17 protein-coding genes are annotated in these 22,822 nt (G+C 47.5%); 15 read left to right on the forward strand and 2 right to left on the reverse strand.

Features of this window, described 5'->3' with window-relative positions:
• Window positions 1–20: 20 nt before the first annotated feature.
• The 6 genes from CS562_RS15490 to CS562_RS15515 all read left to right on the forward strand — a co-directional run bounded on the left by CS562_RS15490 (window position 21) and on the right by CS562_RS15515 (window position 5,518).
• Window positions 21–839, forward strand: a complete 819-nt coding sequence (locus CS562_RS15490; RefSeq protein WP_076287857.1) for a purine-nucleoside phosphorylase — start codon at window positions 21–23, stop codon at window positions 837–839.
• A gap of 192 nt (window positions 840–1,031) precedes the next feature.
• Window positions 1,032–1,361 carry a GRAM domain-containing protein gene (locus CS562_RS15495; protein ID WP_076287858.1) on the forward strand — a complete coding sequence of 110 codons (330 nt, stop codon included), beginning with the start codon at window positions 1,032–1,034 and terminating at the stop codon, window positions 1,359–1,361.
• 336 nt (window positions 1,362–1,697) lie between these two features.
• On the forward strand, window positions 1,698–2,237 hold the full coding sequence (locus CS562_RS15500; protein WP_099856950.1) for an SMI1/KNR4 family protein: 540 nt from the start codon (window positions 1,698–1,700) through the stop codon (window positions 2,235–2,237).
• A 44-nt stretch (window positions 2,238–2,281) separates the two neighbouring features.
• The gene (locus CS562_RS15505) at window positions 2,282–2,722 is read left to right on the forward strand and encodes a GNAT family N-acetyltransferase (RefSeq protein ID WP_099856952.1); all 441 of its coding nucleotides are present in this window, start codon (window positions 2,282–2,284) and stop codon (window positions 2,720–2,722) included.
• 141 nt (window positions 2,723–2,863) lie between these two features.
• Entirely contained in the window at window positions 2,864–4,111 is a 1,248-nt protein-coding gene (locus tag CS562_RS15510; protein WP_257219499.1) for an MFS transporter, read from the forward strand.
• Between the two features lie 84 nt (window positions 4,112–4,195).
• Complete coding sequence (locus tag CS562_RS15515) at window positions 4,196–5,518, forward strand: LLM class flavin-dependent oxidoreductase (protein WP_099856954.1); 1,323 nt, start codon at window positions 4,196–4,198, stop codon at window positions 5,516–5,518.
• A gap of 31 nt (window positions 5,519–5,549) precedes the next feature.
• On the opposite strand, the gene CS562_RS15520 is transcribed toward CS562_RS15515, so the two are convergent.
• Together CS562_RS15520 and CS562_RS15525 are read right to left on the reverse strand one after the other, a co-directional pair.
• Window positions 5,550–6,254, reverse strand: a complete 705-nt coding sequence (locus CS562_RS15520; protein ID WP_099856956.1) for a DUF6199 family natural product biosynthesis protein — start codon at window positions 6,252–6,254, stop codon at window positions 5,550–5,552.
• 170 nt (window positions 6,255–6,424) lie between these two features.
• Window positions 6,425–9,574, reverse strand: a complete 3,150-nt coding sequence (locus CS562_RS15525) for an alpha-mannosidase (RefSeq protein WP_099856958.1) — start codon at window positions 9,572–9,574, stop codon at window positions 6,425–6,427.
• Window positions 9,575–9,805: 231 nt separating this feature from the next.
• On the opposite strand from CS562_RS15525, the gene CS562_RS15530 reads away from it, so the two are divergent.
• The 9 genes from CS562_RS15530 (at window position 9,806) to CS562_RS15570 (ending at window position 22,778) form a co-directional block, all read left to right on the forward strand.
• On the forward strand, window positions 9,806–11,638 hold the full coding sequence (locus CS562_RS15530; protein WP_099856960.1) for a cache domain-containing sensor histidine kinase: 1,833 nt from the start codon (window positions 9,806–9,808) through the stop codon (window positions 11,636–11,638).
• Window positions 11,635–13,194, forward strand: a complete 1,560-nt coding sequence (locus CS562_RS15535) for a response regulator transcription factor (protein WP_099856962.1) — start codon at window positions 11,635–11,637, stop codon at window positions 13,192–13,194. Before CS562_RS15530 ends, CS562_RS15535 begins: the two co-directional genes overlap by 4 nt.
• 284 nt (window positions 13,195–13,478) lie before the next feature.
• The gene (locus CS562_RS15540; protein WP_205524889.1) at window positions 13,479–14,384 is read left to right on the forward strand and encodes an ABC transporter permease; all 906 of its coding nucleotides are present in this window, start codon (window positions 13,479–13,481) and stop codon (window positions 14,382–14,384) included.
• Between the two features lie 22 nt (window positions 14,385–14,406).
• Window positions 14,407–15,363 carry a carbohydrate ABC transporter permease gene (locus CS562_RS15545; RefSeq protein ID WP_064635967.1) on the forward strand — a complete coding sequence of 319 codons (957 nt, stop codon included), beginning with the start codon at window positions 14,407–14,409 and terminating at the stop codon, window positions 15,361–15,363.
• Between the two features lie 58 nt (window positions 15,364–15,421).
• Window positions 15,422–16,921: an ABC transporter substrate-binding protein gene (locus CS562_RS15550; protein WP_076287867.1), complete on the forward strand. Its 1,500-nt coding sequence runs from the start codon at window positions 15,422–15,424 to the stop codon at window positions 16,919–16,921.
• 100 nt (window positions 16,922–17,021) lie between these two features.
• Entirely contained in the window at window positions 17,022–19,685 is a 2,664-nt protein-coding gene (locus CS562_RS15555) for an endo-beta-N-acetylglucosaminidase (protein ID WP_099856964.1), read from the forward strand.
• Window positions 19,686–20,009: 324 nt separating this feature from the next.
• A complete protein-coding gene (locus CS562_RS15560) occupies window positions 20,010–21,017 on the forward strand; it encodes a zinc-dependent alcohol dehydrogenase (RefSeq protein WP_099856966.1) in 1,008 nt (335 codons plus the stop codon).
• A 12-nt stretch (window positions 21,018–21,029) separates the two neighbouring features.
• Window positions 21,030–21,857 carry a sugar phosphate isomerase/epimerase family protein gene (locus CS562_RS15565; protein ID WP_076287870.1) on the forward strand — a complete coding sequence of 276 codons (828 nt, stop codon included), beginning with the start codon at window positions 21,030–21,032 and terminating at the stop codon, window positions 21,855–21,857.
• Window positions 21,858–21,893: 36 nt separating this feature from the next.
• Entirely contained in the window at window positions 21,894–22,778 is an 885-nt protein-coding gene (locus tag CS562_RS15570) for an AraC family transcriptional regulator (protein ID WP_099856968.1), read from the forward strand.
• The last annotated feature ends 44 nt before the right edge of the window (window positions 22,779–22,822 follow it).

Below are 22,822 nucleotides of genomic sequence, written 5' to 3' on the forward strand. Positions count from 1 at the left end.
TGTTCAGGGGGAATATATCTATGCATCAATCTGCACATATTCAGGAAGCCAGAGATTACATATTAAACCGTATTAATAACAAACCTGTCGTGGGCATGATTCTGGGATCAGGGCTGGGAGCGCTCGCGGACGAGATCGAGAATGCAACCGTCATTCCATATACGGACATTCCTTATTTTGCTCAATCCGAGGCGATTGGTCATGCTAACGAATTGGTCATCGGAGAATTGATGGGCAAGACTGTCGTAGCTATGAAAGGACGCCTTCATTATTATGAAGGTTTTACGCTGGATGAAGTAACGTTCCCGGTTCGGATTATGAAAGCACTGGGTGTCGAGCAGTTGATTATCACCAATGCTTGTGGAGCAATCAATACCAGCTTCGAACCTGGACAGCTTATGTTGATTACGGATCATATCAATCTGGTAGGGAATAATCCGCTGATGGGTCCGAATAATGCCGAACTGGGTGTGCGTTTCCCGGACGTATCACAGGTATATAATCGCGAACTCCGCAGTATCGCCCTGAAGGTAGCGGAGGAGCAGAATGTTGGTTTGCAGCAAGGGGTATATGCATGGTGGAGTGGTCCTGCGTATGAGACTCCAGCAGAGATTCGCATGATTCGTACGATGGGCGCGGATGCTGTGGGTATGTCGACGGTACCTGAAGCGATAGTAGCCATTCATGGCGGCATGAAAGTACTGGGCATTTCCTGTCTGACCAATATGGCTTGCGGCATTCTGGATCAGCCGTTAAGTCATGATGAAGTGATTGAAGTCGCCGCAAAAGTGAAAACAACCTTCATCGGGCTGGTTAAAGGTATTTTGAAAGAGATGTAATCCGGAATCGAGAGGAAGCTTTCCTTCTTTCCTTTCAAAGCAAAAATATATTAAGCATTGTCCAAGACGGAGTGATTCCGTAGGGCAGTGCTTTTTTTACAAATGAACATGTGCAAAATATTCCTATATCGGTCAAAACGACCTATAATAATAGAGATTCAAGCTATAGGCTGAAAAAGGAGACTGATAGAAATGGAAGAATTGGGCCCTACTGAGTACGTCATTTTTGAAAGGATTCAAGCAAACTGGTTAAGAGGTTTTGAAGGAGTAGGAGGAAAGCTTTTCCTTACTAATGAACGATTAGTTTTTATTCCTCACGGTCTGAATTTTCAGACGGAATGGGTTCAAATCGAGATCTGGGCTATGACTAAGATTGAGAAAAGTGCGACATGGGGACTAATTCCTAACGGAATTACCATTACATTAGACAGTGGACATGTCTTCAAGTTTGTTGTCTGGAATCGTTCTAAGATCATCAGGGAGATTGTACAAGCCAAGAGAATGAATAACGAAATAATGTAAGTTTCAGATGAAGTACATAAACCAAAAAATGTGGGATAATAAGGTGAACGGATGCTGCTCTAGCCAGATGAATTTATCAAATCCTCATAGATTAATGATGCATTGAAATCTATATAGACAATATTAATAACATGATATGCACTAAAAAGGCTATACAATGGGCACTGTCTATACGGAATTAATCCGTTGGGCGGTGCTTTTTGATTTGGCATAATGATGGGATTAACACGATCGTCATGCACTTCCTTGTATTTCCTATCTCTGATATCGTACAGTTAGATTTTCTATATCATTAGACTAGACAATCTATAAAGCGCACAAGAAGGAGAATGGAGAATGATAGAGCAAGCAGAGCTGCTATGGCGGCGTATTATTGCAAAAGGGACGGGTGCAAATGCAGATTTTGAGGTAGCGCTCAATCTCCAGCCGGGTGCGAGAGACGAAGAACTTCAATCTGTGGAAAATCAACTTGGGGTGACATTGCCTGAAGAGATGAAGGCTCTGTATCGTGTGCATAACGGACAAGCCTGGAATGTTGGCGTAGATTCCTTTGTGCGTAACCTGACATTGTCACCTTTGGATCAGGTGAAGGAGAACTGGACGTTTTTGCAGGAAGAATTCGACTCGGATGATATGGAGCCTGAGATTGAGGATGATGCTATTAAGCCAGTACTGTGGAACTGCAAATGGATTCCGATCGCAGAAAATGGTGGTGGGGATTATCTATGTCTGGACACAGACCCATCAGGTTCTGGAACGGTAGGACAGGTGTTGTATTTTTGGCATGATTGGGGACATCGATCAATTGAAGCTGCGGGGTTATTTGAATTCATTCAGAAGTGTCTGGAAGAAAAGGATGAGGTAGATGCAACGTAGGCAGCATGAATTCGAATAACTTATGCGTAAAAGGAGTCTTTTTAATGATCCAAATCACCATGCGTCAATCCAAGCAGGCAGATCAGGAGCACCTTGCTGAGTTGCGAGCTTTGGTTCTATATGATGATTTAAACAGGTTGAAAAGGTACGATGAGGTGAAGGTCCGTGAACGTTTCCGTAATACATTTGACCCTGTCCACACGTGGATTATTGAGGTCGAGGGTGAACTGGTGGGGTGTGTAGCGCTGAAACCCAAGTCGGAGGAGATGCTACTGGAACATTTCTATATCCATCCCGAATTTCAGGGTCAGCAAATAGGAAGTCAAGTGCTGAACATGCTGCTGAAACGGGATGAGGTCCGGGGCAAACGTGTTACTTTAAATGTATTGCAGGGCAGTCCGGCTCGGCGTTTGTATGAACGCTTTGGGTTTGTTTTGGACAGTGAAGATGAGGTGGATGTATTCATGTCCGTTCAAGTGCAGTAATCGTTACGGTCAAAATAACAGCATCTAACAGACCCATTCATTTAATTCTTGAATGGGTCTATTGAACTTTTCTATTATACTTTCCCGTGACGGTATCCTAATATGGATAATAACCTACTTTTTATATAGGAATTATATAGTATGGAGAATGCCGTGATGCCGCATTGGAAGCGAAATCTGTATATTCTGTGGTTTGGCCTATTTTTCAATCATATGGCTTACACCTTATCTGTTCCGTTCTTTCCGCTGTTCCTGCAAAATGATCTCGGTATTCAGAGCGGATTGGAAGTCTGGTCCGGCATTTCGATCTCGATCAGCTTTCTGATTAGCGGACTATGTGCTCCTTTCTGGGGCTCGCTGGCTGACAGATACGGGAGCAAACTGATGCTGATTCGTTCGGGCGTTGGTCTCGCCATTGCTCATCTGGCTAACTATTTCGTTTATGACCCTTACACGTTTATCGCTGTGCGGATATTTCAGGGACTTATGGCCGGCTTCAATCCTGCATCTATTACATTGGTCGGCACCAATACACCGGAGAAGCATGTAGGTTATGCGCTTGGTGTCATCTCCACATCCACGGCTGCCGGAGGAATTATGGGACCGCTTGTGGGTGGAGTACTAAGCCATTGGATCGGGCTGCGCGGATGCTTTATCGCATCGGGGATCATTACGCTGCTCTCGGCTGTGATGGTGATATGGGTAAAAGAAGCCCGCGGTCCCCGCACTGTGGTTCGCACAAGTATTCTGGGTGATCTGAAAAAAGCATCCTCCACTCCGGGATTAATGCGGATCTATGGTTTGATTTTGCTCGTTTCAACTTCCGTGCTCATTATTGAACCTGTGCTGACGCTTTATGTGGTCCAGATTGGTGGGGACGTCAGTAGTGCAACACTCAGTGCAGGAATCGTCTTCTCGGCTATCGGTGTGGCAACGGTAATTATGGGGCCGCGCTGGGGAAGAATTGGCGGGAAGATCGGATATGAGAAAACCCTGTTTATCGGCCTGCTGGGCGGCGGCATTGGCAGTTTACTGCAACTGACGGCGTATAACCTCATTTATTTTGGAAGTCTGCGATTTGTCTATGGTCTGTTCTTCGCTGCCGTGTATCCGGCCTTGAATGCGTTAATCATCAAATATGCTGACCGTGATTTCCGAGGAAGGGCTGTTAGTCTGAGTCAGACTGCGAATCAATTTGGTATTGTACTCGGCCCGTTACTTGGCGGTTTTCTGGGCGGATGGACGGGGATTCCTTTTGTTTTTCTCCTAACAGGCATTGTCCTTCTGGGAGCAGCTTGGACAGTCCGGGTAAGCGAAAGGAACCAGGCGAATAAACCGGGATTGGGTATGGCAGCAGCAGAAGCAGGCGCAAACAGCATAAAGAAATGATGAAATGAAGAAACGACTCTCAGAGAAAAAAAGGTACTCGGACTGAATTAAATGGTCATCACCACAATATAGGGAGGAATTAATATGTCACAACGACGATTGAGATTGGGAGCAAACTTGAATGGAGTGGGAAATAGCATATCTTTTTGGCGACACCCGGATATTCCGATCAATGCCAGCGTAAATCTGGATTTCTACAAGAAGCAGGCGATTAAGGCAGAGGAAGGGAAGTTCGATCTGCTCTTTATTGCGGACGGCCTCTTTATTAACGAGAAATCCAACCCGCATTTCCTGAATCGTTTTGAACCGTTAACCCTGCTCTCTGTTCTTGCGGGAGCAACTTCACACATCGGGCTGGTCGCGACGTTGTCCACCTCATATAGTGAACCGTTCACAGTGGCAAGACAATTTGCCTCCCTGGACCATATCAGTGGAGGAAGAGCCGGATGGAACGTTGTCACTTCACCACTTGAAGGCTCGGCTCTGAATTTTGGCAAAGGTGAACATCCAAACCACGCACTGCGCTACGAAATTGCAGAAGAACATCTGAATGTGGTCAAAGGCCTGTGGGATTCCTGGGAGGATGACGCGTTTATCGGGGATAAAGAGAACGGTGTTTTCTTCGACCCATCCAAACTGCATACGCTGAACCACAAGGGAGATCACTTTTCCGTCCAGGGGCCACTCAATGTGGCGCGCTCGAAGCAAGGACATCCGGTCGTTTTCCAGGCAGGTTCTTCCGAATCCGGCAAGGATCTGGCGGCCCGATCGGCCGATGCTATATACACGGGGCATGAGACGTTGGAGGAAGCTCAGGAGTTCTATTCGGATGTGAAGGCACGAGCGGTGGCTTATGGTCGTAAGGCAGAAGATATCCTGATCTTCCCTGGCATCGGTCCCATTGTGGGCAGAACGGAGGAAGAAGCGGAGCGCAAGTATCAGGAAATCGCGGAGTTGGTCGATATTGACCATGCACTGAATTATTTGGGACGTTACTTCGATCATTATGACTTTGCCCAATTCCCATTGGATGAGCCTTTCCCGGAGATTGGTGATTTGGGCAGTAACAGCTTCCGCAGTACAACGGACAAGATCAAGCAGCAGGCACGAGAACAGGGGCTGACCCTCCGCCAAGTGGCATTGCTTGCATCGACACCTCGCACATCTTTCATCGGTACACCGGATCAGATCGCTGATCAGATTCAGGAGTGGTTCGAGGGCGAAGCTGCGGACGGTTTCAATATTCGCACAGTCGTGCCGAATGGATTAGCAGACTTCGTGGATCTGGTCGTACCTGTCTTACAAGAGCGCGGCCTGTTTCGTACCGAGTATGAGCATGAGACACTGCGTGGTAATCTGGGTCTTGAGATTCCGCGCAATCGATATACATTAGAGACGGTAAAATAAATCAATTATGGTACATCGAATTGCTTTCAGTTCAGAATGCATTAATAGCGATCCAGAAAGCCCCTATCATAACGACAATCCCGCATACTTTGCTCAAAAAGTAATCAAAGTCGCTAGGTTCTGCATCGTTCGCCCAGAACGAACGAAGCGAGAGGTAGAAAAGGAAGTCTTGAAATTTTTGATAACGGAAGCTGCACCATCCGAATATCACTGCGGCTAATGCGAGAAACAGATAACCTGGAGCACCACGAGTGTAATGATATTCTGGGTAGGCGGCTGTTACAAGCGTTGCAGGAGAGAATTGTTCTTCCCCATCTTGAAGTACTCTTTGACTGCCAACGTACAAGAAGACCTCGGAAACGCTATTGCCTTTTGCATCAAAACTTATTAATTGTCCGGAATGATCTTGGACTTCATATTTGTTCCCGTTAGGATATATCAAGTGATACGTTGTGTTGAACGCAGAATCAATTTTCGTGATGAGATATTGCTGATGATTGATGTGAACAATCCGTTCCTGATGATCAAGGCGTACTTGAATAGGATCTGCCGTTCCGCTGCGATAAGTCATTAGATTACCTTGTTCACTATCGAATATGTACTTGTTGTTCTCAACATGGAAAATCGGTTCTGTGAAATAAGGTCTGGACAGGATTGCGATGATTACGGACAGGACCAGAACGCATGAAAAGAAAATGAAGGTGGGGGACTTCATTTTTTTGATTGACTCTCCCATATAAACGCCATCCTTTCCATTTTGTTCTATAATACGTCATTGAGAAGCATTGGTTGCGGACCGTTACTGATTGAATAACGACCGAATAACCACAACACGAAGAAACCAGCAAGTCGCCCATCATCTGGGGATTTGCTGGTTTCTTTGGTTAAGCTGCTGCAGTTATAGGATTATACTCTCAGATCAATCTCAAACGTCTTGATTTCATAAGGTTCAAGAGCAAAAGTTATCGGTGTATCATACAGGAGTTCGCCCTCTGGTACTTCCATAAGATTGCATTCTCTCCACGCGTGAATCCGTAGATCGCTTGTCAGTTCAAGCGTATTCATGCTGCCGGAATAATCATGAACGCGTACGATGACACGATTGGAATCCTCCGCCTTCTTAACTGCCGAGATCATGGCTGTGCTGCCGGACAAGGTGAACATGGATCGACTTGGCTGCTCTGATACCCCTTGTGTATATCGAGCTGGAGCATTCAGAAGCCAGGCCTGCTGCACGGTTCCGCCAACGAGCCAATCTCCCTGATGCGGAAGAAGAGCATAGGTGAAGCTGTGCAATCCCTGATCGGCATGTGGATCAGGGTGCGTCGCGCTCTTGATCAGGGTCAGCCGCATGACGTTGTCTTTAATGTCATAACCGTACTTGGAATCATTCAGCAAACTGACGCCATAACCTCTATCGGACAGATCAGCCCATTGATGGCCAACGGATTCGAAACGCGCCCAGTCCCAACTTGTGTTCCAGTGCGTCGGCCGTTTAACGTTACCGAACTGAATATCGTAGGTGGCTTCCGTAGAGCGGATGCCGACTGGGAAGGCAACTTTCAGCAGTTGCTGCTGTTCATGCCAATCCACCTCAGTGGTGTAATCGATTCGTCGCTGCCCGGTATATACAGTCATGTTCTGCGTAATCGTGGAGCCGAGGTATTCCCAAGCGAAGCGGATCACGGACTGAAGTGGCCCCGTCTCTACGACTTCAATGCTGGTGCATTTCGTAATCTCTCGCATATCTTCCTGATAGAAGATATCAATATCCCAGGCCTCGTGGGCAAGTGGTTTGTCCTCGAACACCTGAAGCACATTGCCTCTAGCGCCTTTGGCAAGCACCTCACGGTGTGACTCTTTATCGTAAAGGCGTGTCAACTGCCCATTCTCGTTCCACTCAAGCAGATAGAACGGTGTCTCAATTCCATTGGCTGAGTGGATGAATGGCGAATGCTCAGGGATAGCGTTTACCGTACTGCTCTGGAAGTGAATGGTGGTATACCCCAGCGAAGGAATATTATTCACCTCGACGGACCAACGTGCATCCTGGTATTGAGCGTTCAGGATCTCTCCGGAATCGCTCAGCCAAGTTCCCATTTCCAATTCGCCTGATGCCGCAGGAATGCTCACGATTTCTGTAACGACCCATGGGGAAGAGTTCCAAATGGTGTACGTATGCGGAGATTCTCCGTTACCAGCGATAGCCATCCGAGCCTGCGTGTCCACGTGACTGCCAATCTGCTCAGCTTCTGCATATTCAATTCTGCTATCCTCATACACCTCTGTGATGGAGGAACCGGGAATGATGTCATGGAACTGGTTGCGCAAAATGATTTTCCAACCCGCAGTCAGAGACTTCGCTTGATACAGACTCCAGTCATTGTGCACAATACTTTGCAATGCATTCAGCCATTCCGCTTCGCGGTAAGCCAGCTCAAGCTTGCGGTTCATCCGTTTGTTGTACGCCTGACTGGTATACGTTCCGCGATGATACTCCAGATACAATTCACCATCCCATGTGTGGATGTACGAATCGGTTTTCTCGACCGTCTCCTGCAGCTTTTCAAAATAATCATCTGCACGTCCTGTCTTGACCTTGGGCAATCCGGGCAGTTGATCCAGCCGTCGTCTCATCTCCAGCATTTCGCGGTTAACTCCGCCTCCACCGTCTCCGTATCCGTACGACAGCAGCAGATCCTGGTTCATCTCCTTATCACGGTAGGCATCCCAGATGCCCTTGACCGTCTTCGGAATGATTTTCCCGTTATAGGTATAGAACCATGAACCGGGCTCGGACCAAGGCTCGGGTGTAGTAATGAAGTGGGTCAGCACCTCTGAGCCGTCAATGCCGCGCCAGTGGAATGTATCGAATGGCATGCGGTTGTATTGGTTCCAGCTGATTTTGGTTGTCATGAACGTATGGATGCCGGATTTTTTCAGAATTTGCGGCAGAGACCAGCTGTAGCCGAAAACATCGGGCAACCATAGATATCGGCAATCCGTCCCGAATTCTTCTTTGAGAAAACGAGTGCCAATCAGCAATTGTCGGACCAGGGATTCACCCGAGGTCAGGTTGCAGTCAGCCTCCAGCCACATGCCGCCGCCCGCTTCCCAGCGACCTTCAGCCACACGTTCCTTGATGGATTCATACAGTTCAGGGTAGTCCTCTTTCACATATTCGTACAATTGCGGCTGTGTCTGAAGGAAAACATACTCCGGGAACATCTCCATCAGGCGCATGACCGTAGAGAAGGAGCGGGCGCATTTCTCGCGCGTGTGCTTCAACCGCCACAGCCAGGCAACGTCAATATGAGTATGGCCGATACAAGTAACGGTCACATCAGAGGCCTTGTCCATCGCATTCAATCGGGAGCTCAAGTCATCCCTTGCGTCATGCACAGAGGAATAGAAAATATCAGACTTAGGCTGCGACCAATCGATCAGGCGGAAGGACTGTTGAAGCGCATGAAGCAGCTTTGTGCGCTCCGGTGCATGGGCATCCAGAATGTTGACCGTTTCCAGAATCGCCGACCCTGTAAATACAAGATCATCAACAGCTTCATCCAGCCAGCACAGTTCTGCTTGTCTGAACGTATGCGTCTGGTTGCGGGGCTGACCGCCACCTTCCAGACCGGACCATAAGCGGAAGACCAACTCGTTGGTGCTGCCTGCGGCAGAGGCTGGAAAGAACACTTCCTTGTGGTTGGAATCTACGCCTTGAAATGGCTTGCCATCCCAGTAGAACAGTGATTCAAAGCCGGAATTGTTACCACCCCCGGTATCGCCAAAATCAAACAGTCCGACAATCCGTTTATCTTCCCAGGAGGAAGGGAATTCGGCTTTTGTACGCAGCCACAAATAGAGATCTCGACCGGACCAACTTTCTCCTGTATGCATAGGCTTCCAATGGCTATCGTCTCCCGGCAGGACCGGGTTGATCTCTTCCCTGCGGTCTTCGCAGGCGAGAAAATGATTTAAAGGCAGACGATCCCGGTAACGGAGCTCGGATAATTCATGAATACGTGCTTGTAGTTTGTTTTCAGTAAGAAACATCATAAAAACCCCCAGTTCATTTTATCGGGGAGTGATTCATATATAGAGAGCATCCAAAGCGAGTATGTATTACATAACTTTTATAGGGGAATGCGCCCATTATAGCGCTTCCATTCAATTTTGACAAATCATAATATGGATTACTGGTTCTATGCGCTGGTGATTGTCGAATTTAACCAAACGGTGATACACTGAGTTGGAAATGGGTCTGGAGGAGGTGTTCAGGCGCGAATGTCCAGGATACGAACCATGTATAAGAACTATTTGAAGAAAAAAATGTTCAACAAAATTCTGCTGTTTTATTCCATGGTGATGGTCCTGTTGTTCATCAGCATCGCGGTATTGGCCTACCGCTACTATGAACAGCGAGTGGTACAGGAACAAATGGATGCGAGTTTGCAGGAGCTGGATATTGTCAGTATCAACCTGAATCAGCAGTACGAACGGCTGTATAGTGCCGTGCAGCAGATTTATACCGACGCCATGATCGGCGATGATCTGAAGTATTTTTTGACTCATGAATACGAGGATTTTCTCAATTGGCGTCTGAATCAATATGCTTACAGCTACCGTACGGAGCGAGGGAACTTCGATTATCAATTACGTCTGCTGCTAAAGGATGAGGCTTCAATTGCAAATGTCGTGTTATACAGCACGGATCAGGATTTCTTCTATGTTCTTAATCGGGAGACCCAGCACTTTTACTATCATCCCAAGCTGTCTGCAGGGCATCAGGACTGGTTCCAGCGGCTGAGGAGTGCACCTTGGCAGTACATGGGCAGCGAACCGCTTTTCGAAGGGAAGATGGCTGATGAGCCTACCCCTTACAGCTATGCGAATGTGCTCAAAGACTCCGTGACATTGAAGCAGTACGGAGCAATTATGTTTGAGCTGAATACAGACCGTATCAAAGGGCTTCTTCGAGACAGACCGGGCGGCAAGAACAGTCGGATCATGTTGATGACCGGGGAAGGTGAGGTGATTTTCGATTCGCAGGGCAAGTATGACAACACCATCTACCCGTACTGGGGGAAGATGAATTTGCCGGAGGATTGGGTGGATCTGGAGGAGCGCTCCAAGGTGCAGCTGCTGAATATAGGGAATACGGGCATGGTCGTGGCTTCTATTATTCCGGAGTCGCAAATCAAACAGAGCCTTCAGGCGATTCGTTTCAGCCTCATTGGGATTGTGATTCTGTGCATCATGATTAGCATCGCGGTGACGTTCACCATCATCCGTCGTTATTCCAAAAAAATTCACAGACTCGTGCTTTACATGCGTCGCTGGCAGGAGGGTGATCTAAGTAAACGTATCGAGATGGAGGGGGAAGATGAGCTGCAGCAGATTTCGCAGAGATTTAATCATATGTGTGATCGGCTGGAGTCATACATAGAAACGGTATATGTGTCAGAGATCAAGCAAAAGAACGCGCAGCTTGTCGCTTTGCAAGCCCAGATCAATCCCCATTTTTTGTACAATACGCTGGAAAGCATCCGCATGAAAGCCATCAGTTTGGGAGCCAGGGATGTTGGGCAGATGATTTATATTCTCGCCACGATGTTCCGTCATTTGATCAAAAAGCAGACCCATGTAACTTTGGCGGAGGAAATAGAGCTGTGCGGCATGTACCTGGCTTTGGTCCAATATCGGTATGAGGACAAGCTGCACGTGGAGACCCATATCGAGAATGCAGCGGCGGGAAGCATGGTCGTCAAGTTGCTGGTCCAGCCGATTATTGAGAATTACATTGTGCATGGTTTTCGTACGAATGATGATGATAACCGGATTTCCATCACAGCCGAAGAAGAGAACGGCGTGATTCACATCCGTGTGAAGGATAACGGAAAGGGGATTTCCGCGGAGAGATTGCTTGAACTGCAGCATGGGTTGCATAAGGGTGATGAAGCTGCTGAGACATCTGACCGATCTTTGGGTCTTAAGAACGTGCACGACCGCATACGTCTGAATTATGGCAGTGATTATGGACTGCACCTGAACAGTGTGGAGGGCGAAGGATGTGAGGTGACCATCAGCATTCCAGTTACAAGGGAGGAAACGGGATGAGAAGTGTAATGTTGGTCGATGATGAGCCGCTTATTGTGAAAGGAATGCAAGCCATCATTGATTGGGATCAGAATAACATGCAGATTGCCGGAACGGCATGCAATGGGTTGGAAGCGCTAGCAATGATGGACGAGGTTCCTGTCGATCTGATTATTACGGATATCATGATGCCACAAATGACCGGACTTGAACTGATCCGGGAGACTAAAGCGCGCAATCCATATACCAAATTCATTATTTTGAGCGGTTACGAAGAATTCAAATATGTGCGGGAGGGCATCTCGCTGGGGGTCGAGAACTACCTGCTCAAGCCAGTCAATATGGATGAACTGGAAGCGACCATCAAGCATATGCAGCGGGATTGGGAGCACGAAGAGATGCGCCAGATTCAAATGGATCAGAGCTGGAGGATTTTGCGCAACAATATTTTGCAGCGGTGGGCGAACGAGACCATTGACGCTAAAGAATTCCGTGAGCGTGCGCAGATGCTTGAGATTCCCATGAACAAGTCCACATATTGTGCGGCTTCTCTGCGGATTGTAGGCGATGACAGGGGGGATGATCCCCAGATATATCTGCCGGGAATTGCTGAGCAGTGTGAGCAGATCGGGAACAAAGGCCTCCCGGATGGCTGCGGTGTTATCTGCTTTCCCGATCAGGACGGAGACATCATGCTGCTGTTCGTTTCAGCTGGTACGGAAGGTAGTGCTGAATGGCAGCTTCAGGCACTCAACAGGATGAAGCAAGCGGTTGTTGAGGACACAGGTGCACGTGTATGGGGGATCATGGGTCAATCCGAGTCGACCTATCTGGGTTTTCCGAAGAGCTGCAAGTCCGTAAAGCTGTGGCTTCAGAATCATTTGTTTATAGATTGTAATACCTTCATCATGCAAGTAGAGAACGAAGAAGCTACGAATCAGCATCAAGAGAAGCCTGGGCCTGCGATGGAGCAGTTTCACAAGCTGCTGCGGGATGGGGAAGGTACTGAGGTGGATCGATTCATCGACGAATTCTTCATTGCTGAGGGTAAGGAACCCTGCCTCCCGAGAACACCGTTCTTCAATTCTGCAATCCAGCTTATGCTGGCCGCCAAGGAACTGGAGAAAACGCCTGACTATGGGGACATCTTCGGGCCCCTGTCCAGAATTCATACGCTCAGCAAACTGAAACAATTGGTCAGAAAGGTTGTTCATCGCACGCTGGATACATATCATACCGCCGAGAAAACGTACAGTCCGCATATCATGTCTGTGCTGGAGGTGGTGAAAAATCACTATCAGGATGAGCTGTCACTTAAGACGCTCAGTCAGAGGCTGGAGCTTCATCCGAACTACCTCGGCCAATTGTTCCAGCAAGAGGTCGGTACCACCTTTTCTGATTATGTGAACCAGTACCGAATCGAGCGTGCCACTCATTTGCTGTTATATTCGGACAAAAAGACGGCAGAAATAGCGGGCGAGGTGGGTTATTGGGACTCTACTTATTTCTACAGACAGTTTAAGAAATATGCTGGCGTTTCTCCTACGGAGCTGCGCTCAATCTACATGAAAAAGTAAGCCGGGGCTCCGGCTGAATGAAGATACTCCCCATGTGGGGGTGTCTTTTTTGTTATGGAATGAATGTACGATCTTTAATTAATCCATCAATTTATTGGGTTTTTCAACTATCTCAAAATTGGTAGCGCTTGCATAATGGAAGTAGGAGTGAACGAGGAAATCCAAAGCACCAAAAGGGCTTAGATCCAGTGTTGATTATAGGGGATTAATGCTGGATGCAGCTAAAGCGATAATGAACGAGATTATAAGGAGGGACAGCCGTGCAGGGCATCTTCAAAAGTCTGATGAAGAACAAGGCGTTTCTTCTGCTGGTACTGCCGGGAGCAGCTTGGTTTATCATTTTTGCCTATTTGCCAATGTTCGGAACGATTATTGCTTTTAAGGACTTCAGGATTCATCCGGGCGGATTTCTTGAAAGCGTTCTAAAAAGCGAATGGGTCGGGTTCAAGAACTTTGAGTTTCTGTTCTCCACCAGTGACGCCTATATCATCACACGTAATACGATTCTGTATAACCTGGGTCTGATCTTTCTCGGGTTGGTGCTCGCGGTGACGCTTGCGATCATCATGAACGAACTGCTGAACAAACGGCTGGCGAAGATCTACCAGACCGCGATGTTTATGCCTTATTTCCTGTCCTGGGTTATTATCAGTTATTTCGTCTTCTCGTTTCTGAGTGTGGAAAAGGGTGTGTTCAACCAGATCATTACCTATTTTGGTGGAGATCCGGTTAGTTGGTACAGTGAGACAGGGTATTGGCCGTATTTTCTCATTCTGCTCGGCCTGTGGAAAGGTGCAGGTTATGGCAGTGTAGTATATCTGGCGGCAATCGCAGGTATCGATCGTTCTTATTATGAGGCAGCGATGATCGACGGAGCCACCAAGTGGAAACAGATCCGGTACATAACGCTGCCCCTGCTCAGACCGCTAATGATCATCCTCACCATTCTGGCGATCGGCGGGATCTTCCGTTCCGACTTTGGACTGTTCTATCAGGTTCCGCGGGACTCTGGTGCGCTGTATCCGGTCACCAATGTCATCGACACGTTTGTATACCGCGGCTTGACCATTATGGGTGATACAGGAATGAGTACAGCTACAGGGTTGTATCAATCGGTTGTCGGTTTGATTCTTGTCCTGCTGGCAAACTATGCTGTGCGTAAAATTGAAAAGGATTATGCCGTATTCTAGGCTGCGGCAAGGGGGTGCTTCCATGAGTAATTTAAGCGAACCGGTAAAGCGGGCATCTGCCCATACGAGGAGGACCGGAAAGAAATCGAGAGATCTGAATGCCATTTCGCCATTATCCAATGTGATTTTTAATATAGCTATCGGTCTGTTTGCCTTATCTTGTATCTTTCCGTTTCTGTTCATCGTTATCATCTCATTTACCGATGAGAAGACGCTGGCGATCAATGGCTTTAAGTTATTCCCTGAAGTCTGGACGCTGGATGCCTACCGATTCCTTATGGAATCCGGGCAGCAGATGGCCCAATCGTTTGGGGTTACCTTAACGGTGACGGTTGTCGGAACCGCGCTAACACTGTATTTGGTCACCACGTATGCGTATGCCATCTCGCGCAAAAATTTTGCGCAGCGTCGGTTTTTCAGCTTTTTGGCCTTCTTCACCATGCTATTTTCCGGCGGTCTCGTTCCCAGTTACATCGTGGTTACGCAGGTGCTGCACTTGCGGGATTCGATCTGGGCGCTGATCCTGCCGTCAATCATGAACGCTTTTTACATTATCGTTATGCGTACATTTTTCACGACCACCGTGCCGGATGCGGTTATTGAGTCGGCCAAAATCGACGGAGCTACTGAGTTCGGTATCTATACGCGCATCGTACTGCCGATTTCGTTGCCGGGCATCGCGACTATTGGATTGTTCAGTACGTTAGGATTCTGGAATGACTGGTTCAATGCGCTACTCTACATCGACAATGCGAATTTGATTCCACTCCAGACATTGCTAATTCGAATACAGAACAATATGGATTTTGTTGTGCAAAACAGCAGCCGGGTCGTGTCCTACGACATTGCCTCGACACTGCCAACGGAGACCGTCCGCATGGCGATGGTTGTCTTGGCTACACTGCCGGTTGCGCTGGCGTATCCGTTTTTCCAAAAGTATTTTATACAAGGCCTGACCATTGGTTCGGTCAAAGAATAAGTCTGGTTGTGCCTGCCCTCAAAGGGCAGTAACAATAACATTGATAAGGGGGATACACATGAAGACAAGAAAAATCGCTCTGCTCATGGTTACTTTACTGCTTGCTTTTTCTACTGTTCTAGCAGGTTGCGGTGGCAGTAATACCAATGATACAAGCGGGAATGCGGCATCCGGGGGAGAATCCGGCGATAAGGACACAGTGAAGCTCAAGGTATATCTGATTGGTGGTCCACAGCGCGATCTGCCAATGGTGCAGGAAGAAATGAACAAATACTTAATGGAGAAAATAAATACAACCGTCGACATCACGATGATTGACTGGGGTGATTATTCCAAACGTATGCCAGTCATTACCGCTTCGGGTGAAAATTATGATATCGCTTTCACCTCTTCCTGGGCTTATGACTATCTGCCAAATGCCACCAGAGGAGCATTCCTGCCAATCAATGATTTGTTGGATAAGTATGGTCAGGGCATTAAAGAGCAGCTTGATCCACGATTCCTCACAGGATCGCAGATCGATGGCCAAAACTATGCTGTGCCAGTGAACAAAGAGTTGGCTTCGCAATGGGTATGGCGCTTCAACAAGCAGTACGTTGATAAATACAACATGGACATCAGCAAGATTCGTACATTAGAGGATCTGGAGCCTTACCTGCAACAAATCAAGGACAATGAACCAGCCGACATTACTCCGCTGGCTGTTCCGAAGGGCTTTAAGCCTTATCTGGCGTTCGACTTCCTGCTCGGTGACGAATTCCCGGTGGGTATCAACATGAATGGTGACACCGGTAAATACGTTAATGTGCTGGAATCCGAGGAGCTGAAAAGCTCGTTGAAAACCATCCGTAAATACTATCAGGCTGGTTATCTGCGCAAGGATGTAGCAACACTGGAAGGCATCGACAACATCAAAACAGGCAAATGGTTTGTTGACCGTGAACAGACACAGCCGTACGCCGAACTGGGATGGTCCAGAAGTGCGGGCTATGATATCGTGACTACACCGATGCAGGATCCGGTTATTTTCACCGGCTCGGCAACAGGCGCTATGCATGCAATCTCGGCGAACTCCAAGAACCCGGAACGGGCTATGATGTTCCTGAACTTGCTGAATACCGATCCATATCTGCGTAACCTGATCAACTACGGCATTGAAGGAACACATTACAATAAGATTTCAGATAATGTCATTGAGGATTTGCCAGCGATGAAGGACGGATTCCAGATGCCTGGTTTTGCCCTGGGTAACTTGTTCCTGACTTACATGCACAAGGAAGATCCAGCTGATAAGTGGGAAGCGTTCAAGGAATTCAATAATTCCGCGAAAGTTGCTCCAAGCTTTGGCTTCAACTTCAATCCTGATCCGGTGAAGACGGAAGTGGCTTCCATCTCCGCCATCGTGAAAGAATTCTACCCATCCATCATGACGGGAGCTGTTGACCCGGATGAGCATCTGCCGAAAGCGATCGAGAAGTTGAAAGCGGCAGGTCTGGATAAAGTGATTGCAGAAGCACAAAAGCAGTACGACGAATGGAAAGCTGCAAATCAAAAATAACCTGAATTATAAAGTAGACATGGAAACGTCTGTCCTGGCATGACGGACGTTTCTTTTTTTACCCTGATTGGTTTGCCAAAAATGGATTGGAGGGTACGGTATGAAAAAACTTGGTGCGAGTCTCCTATTTGTAATATTGGTATGCGCTGTTCTTTCCTCAGCGGCCTTGGCGAAGCAACCTTATTCATCCTATTGGCTGCCTGAACAATTGCTTAATTGGAATCCAGCTTCCGACCCGGATGCGGCATTCAACCGGAGCACCATTCCGCTCCAGAGCCGATTCACAGGAGAGGCAGTTAACCCGAACGCAACGAAAGATCCCAAAGTGATGGCCTTGTCTGCGCTGAATCAGGGAACCAGTGGTGTTCCATCGCAGGGATCGGATACATTCTCTGCAAATACGTTCTCTTACTGGCAGTATGTCGACAAGCTCGTATATTGGGGGGGCTCGGCGGGAGAAGGTATTATTGTGCCACCAAGCGCCGACACGATTGATGCGGCACACCGGAACGGAGTGCCAATCATGGGCACAGTGTTCTTCCCGCCATCCGTATACGGTGGCAAATATGAGTGGGTGAAGCAAATGCTTCAGCAGAACAGCGATGGTTCCTTCCCGGCCGCGGATAAATTAATTGAGGTAGCAGAGTACTACGGTTTTGACGGCTGGTTTATCAATCAGGAGACTGAAGGTGGAACAGCCACTGACGCACAGTTAATGAAGACATTCCTCCGTTATCTTCAGGATCATAAGCCTGCGGGTATGGAGATCATCTGGTATGATTCCATGACGAAGGAAGGCAATATTTCATGGCAAAATGCGCTGACGGACCGGAATGCAATGTTCCTTCAGGATAACGGGAACAAGGTATCAGACAGCATGTTCCTGAATTTCTGGTGGAATGATCTTGGCAGTTCTGCGGCCAAAGCCAAAAGCCTGGGCAGATCACCATTTGAACTGTTCGCAGGTATCGATGTGGAAGCGAAAGGATACGATACCAGTCTGAAATGGAATTTGCTGTTTCCTGAGGGGAAACCGGCTGTGACTTCCCTCGGCATTTATCGGCCGGATTGGTCGTACAACAGCGCGGACAGCATGGCCGATTTCTTTGCCCGTGAGAATCAATTCTGGGTAGGCCAGAACGGTAACCCGGCCAATACGGCGACAAGCCAGGCCTGGAAAGGGATTGCGAACAATGTGATTGAATCTTCGCCGGTGGACCAACTGCCATTCACGACCAACTTCAACACGGGCAGTGGTGAGAAATTCTATGTCCATGGCCAGCAGGTACGGGATAGTGGTTGGAATAACCGCAGTTTACAGGATGTGCTTCCGACATGGCGCTGGCTGACAGAAAGTAAGGGTAAAGCACTTACGCCGTCCCTCGATTGGTCGGATGCCTACTATGGGGGCAGTTCCCTTAAGGTATCGGGTACGCTAAGTTCGGCAAATGCTACCCATCTGAAGCTGTATCAAACCGATCTGAAGATTGAGCCAGCTACCAAGCTGTCGATCACGTACAAAACGCAGAACAAGCCAAGCATGAAGGTTGGTCTGGCTTTTGCAGACCGTCCTGATCAGTTCGTCTTTTTGGATGTAAAAGACAAAAAGGCATCGGGTTGGACGACGGACATCTTGAATCTGACGCCTTATAAAGGAAAGCGGATTGTGGCATTGTCTTTGTATTTTGACAGCAAGGAAATCATATCGGATTATGACATCCATATTGGTCAGATATCCATTCAGAAGAATGCTAATCCAGTGAAGCCACTTGAAGCAGTTGAAGAATTGAATGTCATCCAATCCGATTTCCGCGGCGGTATATACGGTGATGCAAGGTTGAAATGGAACGCGTTGGACAACGACAAGGAAGTTCAACAATATGAGATTTACCGTGTTCTGCCCGACGGCAAAGAGACTTGGGTGGGTGCGACCACCAATAACGTCTTCTATGTGCCTGAGATGAAGAGAATCAACGCGGAACAGGCAACTGTACTGAAAGTCGTGGCAGTGAATGCAAAATATGAGCGCGGCCAGGCTGCCAGCGTGACCATCCAATGGCCGGCGTATCCTAAGCCGGAAGCAGGATTCAAGGCCGATGCAACGCTGATCACACCGGGTCAGCAGGTGCATTTCACTGATCTCTCTTCCGAGGTGACGGAAGGCTGGTCTTGGACTTTTGAGAATGGCAGTCCGGCTGTCAGCACGGAGCAAAATCCAGTGGTAACGTATGACAAGGAAGGCACGTACAATGTGATGCTTACAGCTACCAACAGCTCGGGGCAGGATACGGTAACGAAGCAAGCTTTGATCACCGTATGTAAGGGCGCTTCCGGGATTAAAAATGTCGCACTTGGCAAAACGGCCACTGCCGACCATGCCTGCGGACCTGCTGAAGATGCGGGAAAGGCAATTGACGGCAAGGTGACGGGCAACAGCAAGTGGTGCGCACTGGGTAACCAGCCGCATTGGCTGCAAGTTGATCTTGGCAAAGAACATCAAGTCAGTGGTTTTGTCATCAAACATGCTGAGAGCGGTGGGGAATGGTCTGGATTTAATACGAGCGACTATTCGATCCAGGTCAGTGCTGATGGCGTGAATTGGTCAGATGTAGTTCATGTACAGGGGAATACCGCAGCCGAAACCTCGGATGCAATTGCACTGGTCAAGGCTCGTTATGTGAAGCTGAATGTGCTGAAACCTACGCAGGGCGGCGATACGGCAGCCCGAATCTATGAGTTTGAGGTTCATGGGTTACAGCCGTAGTTGGCGGTTGAGAAGTGACAAGTGTAGCTGTGAAATTAGCAAAAAAGGAACCATGCGGCCATCCGGTTTCAATAACGGCCGGCTATCCCTGAAGTAGCTGGTCGTCTAACGGGTGTACCGCATTGTATCAGACTACGACTGAATAAGATTGAATTTGAGGCTCACAGATCATTGGATCTTGTGAGTCTTTTTACGTTTATGCTGGATTCGCTTACAAAGGTTTTAAAATCGTTGTTTTAGATAAAAAATCGGTTTTGCAATCAAAGACAATGCGAATGAAAAGTCTTATATTGTAGTTAAAAAGATAAGAAAGGAGTGAAGGTGATGAAGAATAGAAAGATCATGTTTGCTCGTCCGCTGCAAGTGGAAACGGTAGAAGAGGATTTTATTTTGCCAGCTCTAGGGGAGAAGGAAGTATTGGTAAAATTGATCTATTCCCTCATCAGTCCGGGAACGGAGCTGGCCATGTTATCGGGAAAAGAAGAGTGGGCCAAGCTTCCCGTATGTCCGGGGTATGCAAGTGTAAGTGAAGTGATCGAGGTGGGACAGGGGGTACACCATGTTCAGCCTGGGGACGCTGTGTTCCATTATGGTCAACATGCTGAATATCAAGTGGTATCCACAGATCATGTTTTCATCAAGGTACCTGAGCACTTGGATTTGAAGTGGGTTCCCTTTACCCGTATGGCAACCGTGGCATTCACCTCCGTTCGTGTATCCAATATTGAACTTGGGGACGTTGTTGGCGTGACGGGGCTTGGATTGGTAGGGAATTTGGCGGCTCAATTGGCACGCCTTCAAGGTGCAACTGTGATTGGCGTGGACCTGTCACCAGAACGAATTCGAACTGCCCAGACATGTGGGGTTGACTATACGCTTCATGGCGGAGAAGATAAAGTAAAAGAAAAGATACATGCCCTAACGAATGGAGCAGGTGTATCCACTCATATTGAGGCGACGGGTGTACCCAGTGTAGGTGTTCAAAGTCTGGAGTGGATCGGGAAGCTGGGAGAGATTATTTTCCTGGGCAGTCCACGAGGCGAATATAACACGGATGTCACCGATATATTGAACTACTGCCACCTGTATGGACGAGGATGTATTACGTTTAAGGGGGCACATGAATGGCGCTTCCCGGTTGAGCCGAACGAATTCGTTAAGCATTCCCTGGTGAGAAATTCGAACATTGTATTTGAACTGATGTTAAAGAACAAGCTGCATATCGAACCATTGATCAGCCATGTGATGAAGCCGGATCAAGCGCAAGAAGCATACGAGGGACTGAGATTGAATAAAGACCAGTATAACGGTGTACTGTTTGACTGGTCCTAGGAGGAGATTATGATGATTAGAGGGTTAACAAGAGCAGGCTTAGGGAACATCGAGTCCAATGAACAATATATTACGAATGCTGCAAAATACGGATTTCAGTCTGTAGATTTGAATCCGCTCTCATTCATTGAAGAGGTTGGCAAGGAACAGGCCAAACATCTGTTGGAGAGCAATCAGGTGATCATCGGTTCATCCGATCTGACCGTAGACTGGAGAACCACAGATGAACAGTTTCGTGATGGTCTTCAATCGCTGGTTCAAATGGCAGAAGCCTCTGCTGCATTGAACTGTTACAGCTGTTGTACCTATATTTTACCTTCCACAGATCAGCCAGCAGCATCATTTATGGCGGCAGCTACCAAACGCTTGAGATTGTGTGCAGATATTCTGGACGCCTATGGAATTCGACTGGGCCTGGAATTTGTGGGTTGCCATCATCTGCGCACTCAATGGAAGAATCCATTTATTTGGAGTGTGGAGGATACGCTTGACTGGATCGAAACAATTCATGCTCCCAATGTTGGTTTATTGGTGGATTCCTATCATTGGCATACGAATGGATTAAAGATCGAAGAAGTGTTGGATCTTAAGAAGGAACAGATTGTCCATGTTCATATCAATGATGCTTATGATCTGCCCATTGAAGAATTGCTGGATCATGAGCGTTTATACCCTGGCGAGGGAGTAATTGATCTGCAGGGATTCTTGAAGAATCTAAAAGCGATTGGATACACTGGCGTCGTATCTCAAGAGGTGCTTGCACCAACGCCAACTGTCGATTCAAGTGAATTGTTTGCCAAGTCCAAAGCAGGCTTCGATAAAGTGTTTGCGACAATATAAACCGGATCAGTGAGAAGGCAGTTGGGAGGAATACATGTGTATGAGGCATGGATGAATAGCATTTCGCCATTCGTAAGAGCGGCAAGAGTGACGGAATCATTTTCTTTGGCAGGGGAATGGATAGACCACGATCATGTGTATACATACATCGAACAAGGGGAAGCGGAGTTCTTCTTGAGTGGTGTGAAATACCTGGTCAAAGAAGGTGACATTGTGCTGATGCATCCATTCATGTCTCATATCATTCGGTCCACCTCCACGCAGCCATTGATTCAGTATATTTTTCATTTTGATCTGTATTATGAGGAAGAGCGTAGTTTATTGAAGAATACGAGTGCAGCTCATAGTGAACGACCTGATCTGGCGGATAGGGAAATGAAGCTGGCTTCCATACACCCAATCTCTCATTTGCAGCTAGCCGATCGAATTGAATGGAAAAAGAGATTTGCGCTCATGCATAAGGAGTTTCAGGAGCAGCGGGGAGGATCTTCGTTAATTACGAAATTCATATGTTTGGAGTTGCTGCATCTTTTTTTCAAAAATCAATCTGAAGATCAGGACCAAGAGGGGAACATGACCAAGGGGTGGGCATTCATTGAAAAGTCGATTCGTTATATTCATGAATGCTACGCCGACCCTCAATTAAATAATGTAGCTATCAGTAGACATGTCGGTGTATCGACGAACCATTTATCGCATTTGTTCAAAAGCAAGCTGGGGATTACCCTTCACAAATATGTGACACATATCCGAATAGAGCAGTCCCAGAAAAGAATTATTGAAGGAACACATAATTTAACCCGGATTGCCGAGGAAGTTGGCTTTTCGAGTATTCATCTGTTCAGTCGGTCTTTCAAGGCTGCTGTAGGTATCACTCCCAGTAAATATGCAGCGATGAAATCGAGGGTAGAGTGGGAATAGGCTAATAGTTGCTAACTAAACATAAAAGATATATAGTATATTTA

This window comes from Paenibacillus sp. LK1 (assembly GCF_002750415.1).
GTDB lineage: Bacteria > Bacillota > Bacilli > Paenibacillales > Paenibacillaceae > Paenibacillus > Paenibacillus taichungensis.

Bases quoted from the DNA above. Each gene is read 5' to 3' on its own strand.
- CS562_RS15490 (WP_076287857.1), top strand. From the start codon at position 21: ATGCATCAATCTGCACATATTCAGGAAGCCAGAGATTACATATTAAAC.
- CS562_RS15495 (WP_076287858.1), top strand. From the start codon at position 1,032: ATGGAAGAATTGGGCCCTACTGAGTACGTCATTTTTGAAAGGATTCAA.
- CS562_RS15500 (WP_099856950.1), top strand. From the start codon at position 1,698: ATGATAGAGCAAGCAGAGCTGCTATGGCGGCGTATTATTGCAAAAGGG.
- CS562_RS15505 (WP_099856952.1), top strand. From the start codon at position 2,282: ATGATCCAAATCACCATGCGTCAATCCAAGCAGGCAGATCAGGAGCAC.
- CS562_RS15510 (WP_257219499.1), top strand. From the start codon at position 2,864: ATGGAGAATGCCGTGATGCCGCATTGGAAGCGAAATCTGTATATTCTG.
- CS562_RS15515 (WP_099856954.1), top strand. From the start codon at position 4,196: ATGTCACAACGACGATTGAGATTGGGAGCAAACTTGAATGGAGTGGGA.
- CS562_RS15520 (WP_099856956.1), bottom strand. From the start codon at position 6,254: ATGGGAGAGTCAATCAAAAAAATGAAGTCCCCCACCTTCATTTTCTTT.
- CS562_RS15525 (WP_099856958.1), bottom strand. From the start codon at position 9,574: ATGTTTCTTACTGAAAACAAACTACAAGCACGTATTCATGAATTATCC.
- CS562_RS15530 (WP_099856960.1), top strand. From the start codon at position 9,806: ATGTCCAGGATACGAACCATGTATAAGAACTATTTGAAGAAAAAAATG.
- CS562_RS15535 (WP_099856962.1), top strand. From the start codon at position 11,635: ATGAGAAGTGTAATGTTGGTCGATGATGAGCCGCTTATTGTGAAAGGA.
- CS562_RS15540 (WP_205524889.1), top strand. From the start codon at position 13,479: ATGAAGAACAAGGCGTTTCTTCTGCTGGTACTGCCGGGAGCAGCTTGG.
- CS562_RS15545 (WP_064635967.1), top strand. From the start codon at position 14,407: ATGAGTAATTTAAGCGAACCGGTAAAGCGGGCATCTGCCCATACGAGG.
- CS562_RS15550 (WP_076287867.1), top strand. From the start codon at position 15,422: ATGAAGACAAGAAAAATCGCTCTGCTCATGGTTACTTTACTGCTTGCT.
- CS562_RS15555 (WP_099856964.1), top strand. From the start codon at position 17,022: ATGAAAAAACTTGGTGCGAGTCTCCTATTTGTAATATTGGTATGCGCT.
- CS562_RS15560 (WP_099856966.1), top strand. From the start codon at position 20,010: ATGAAGAATAGAAAGATCATGTTTGCTCGTCCGCTGCAAGTGGAAACG.
- CS562_RS15565 (WP_076287870.1), top strand. From the start codon at position 21,030: ATGATTAGAGGGTTAACAAGAGCAGGCTTAGGGAACATCGAGTCCAAT.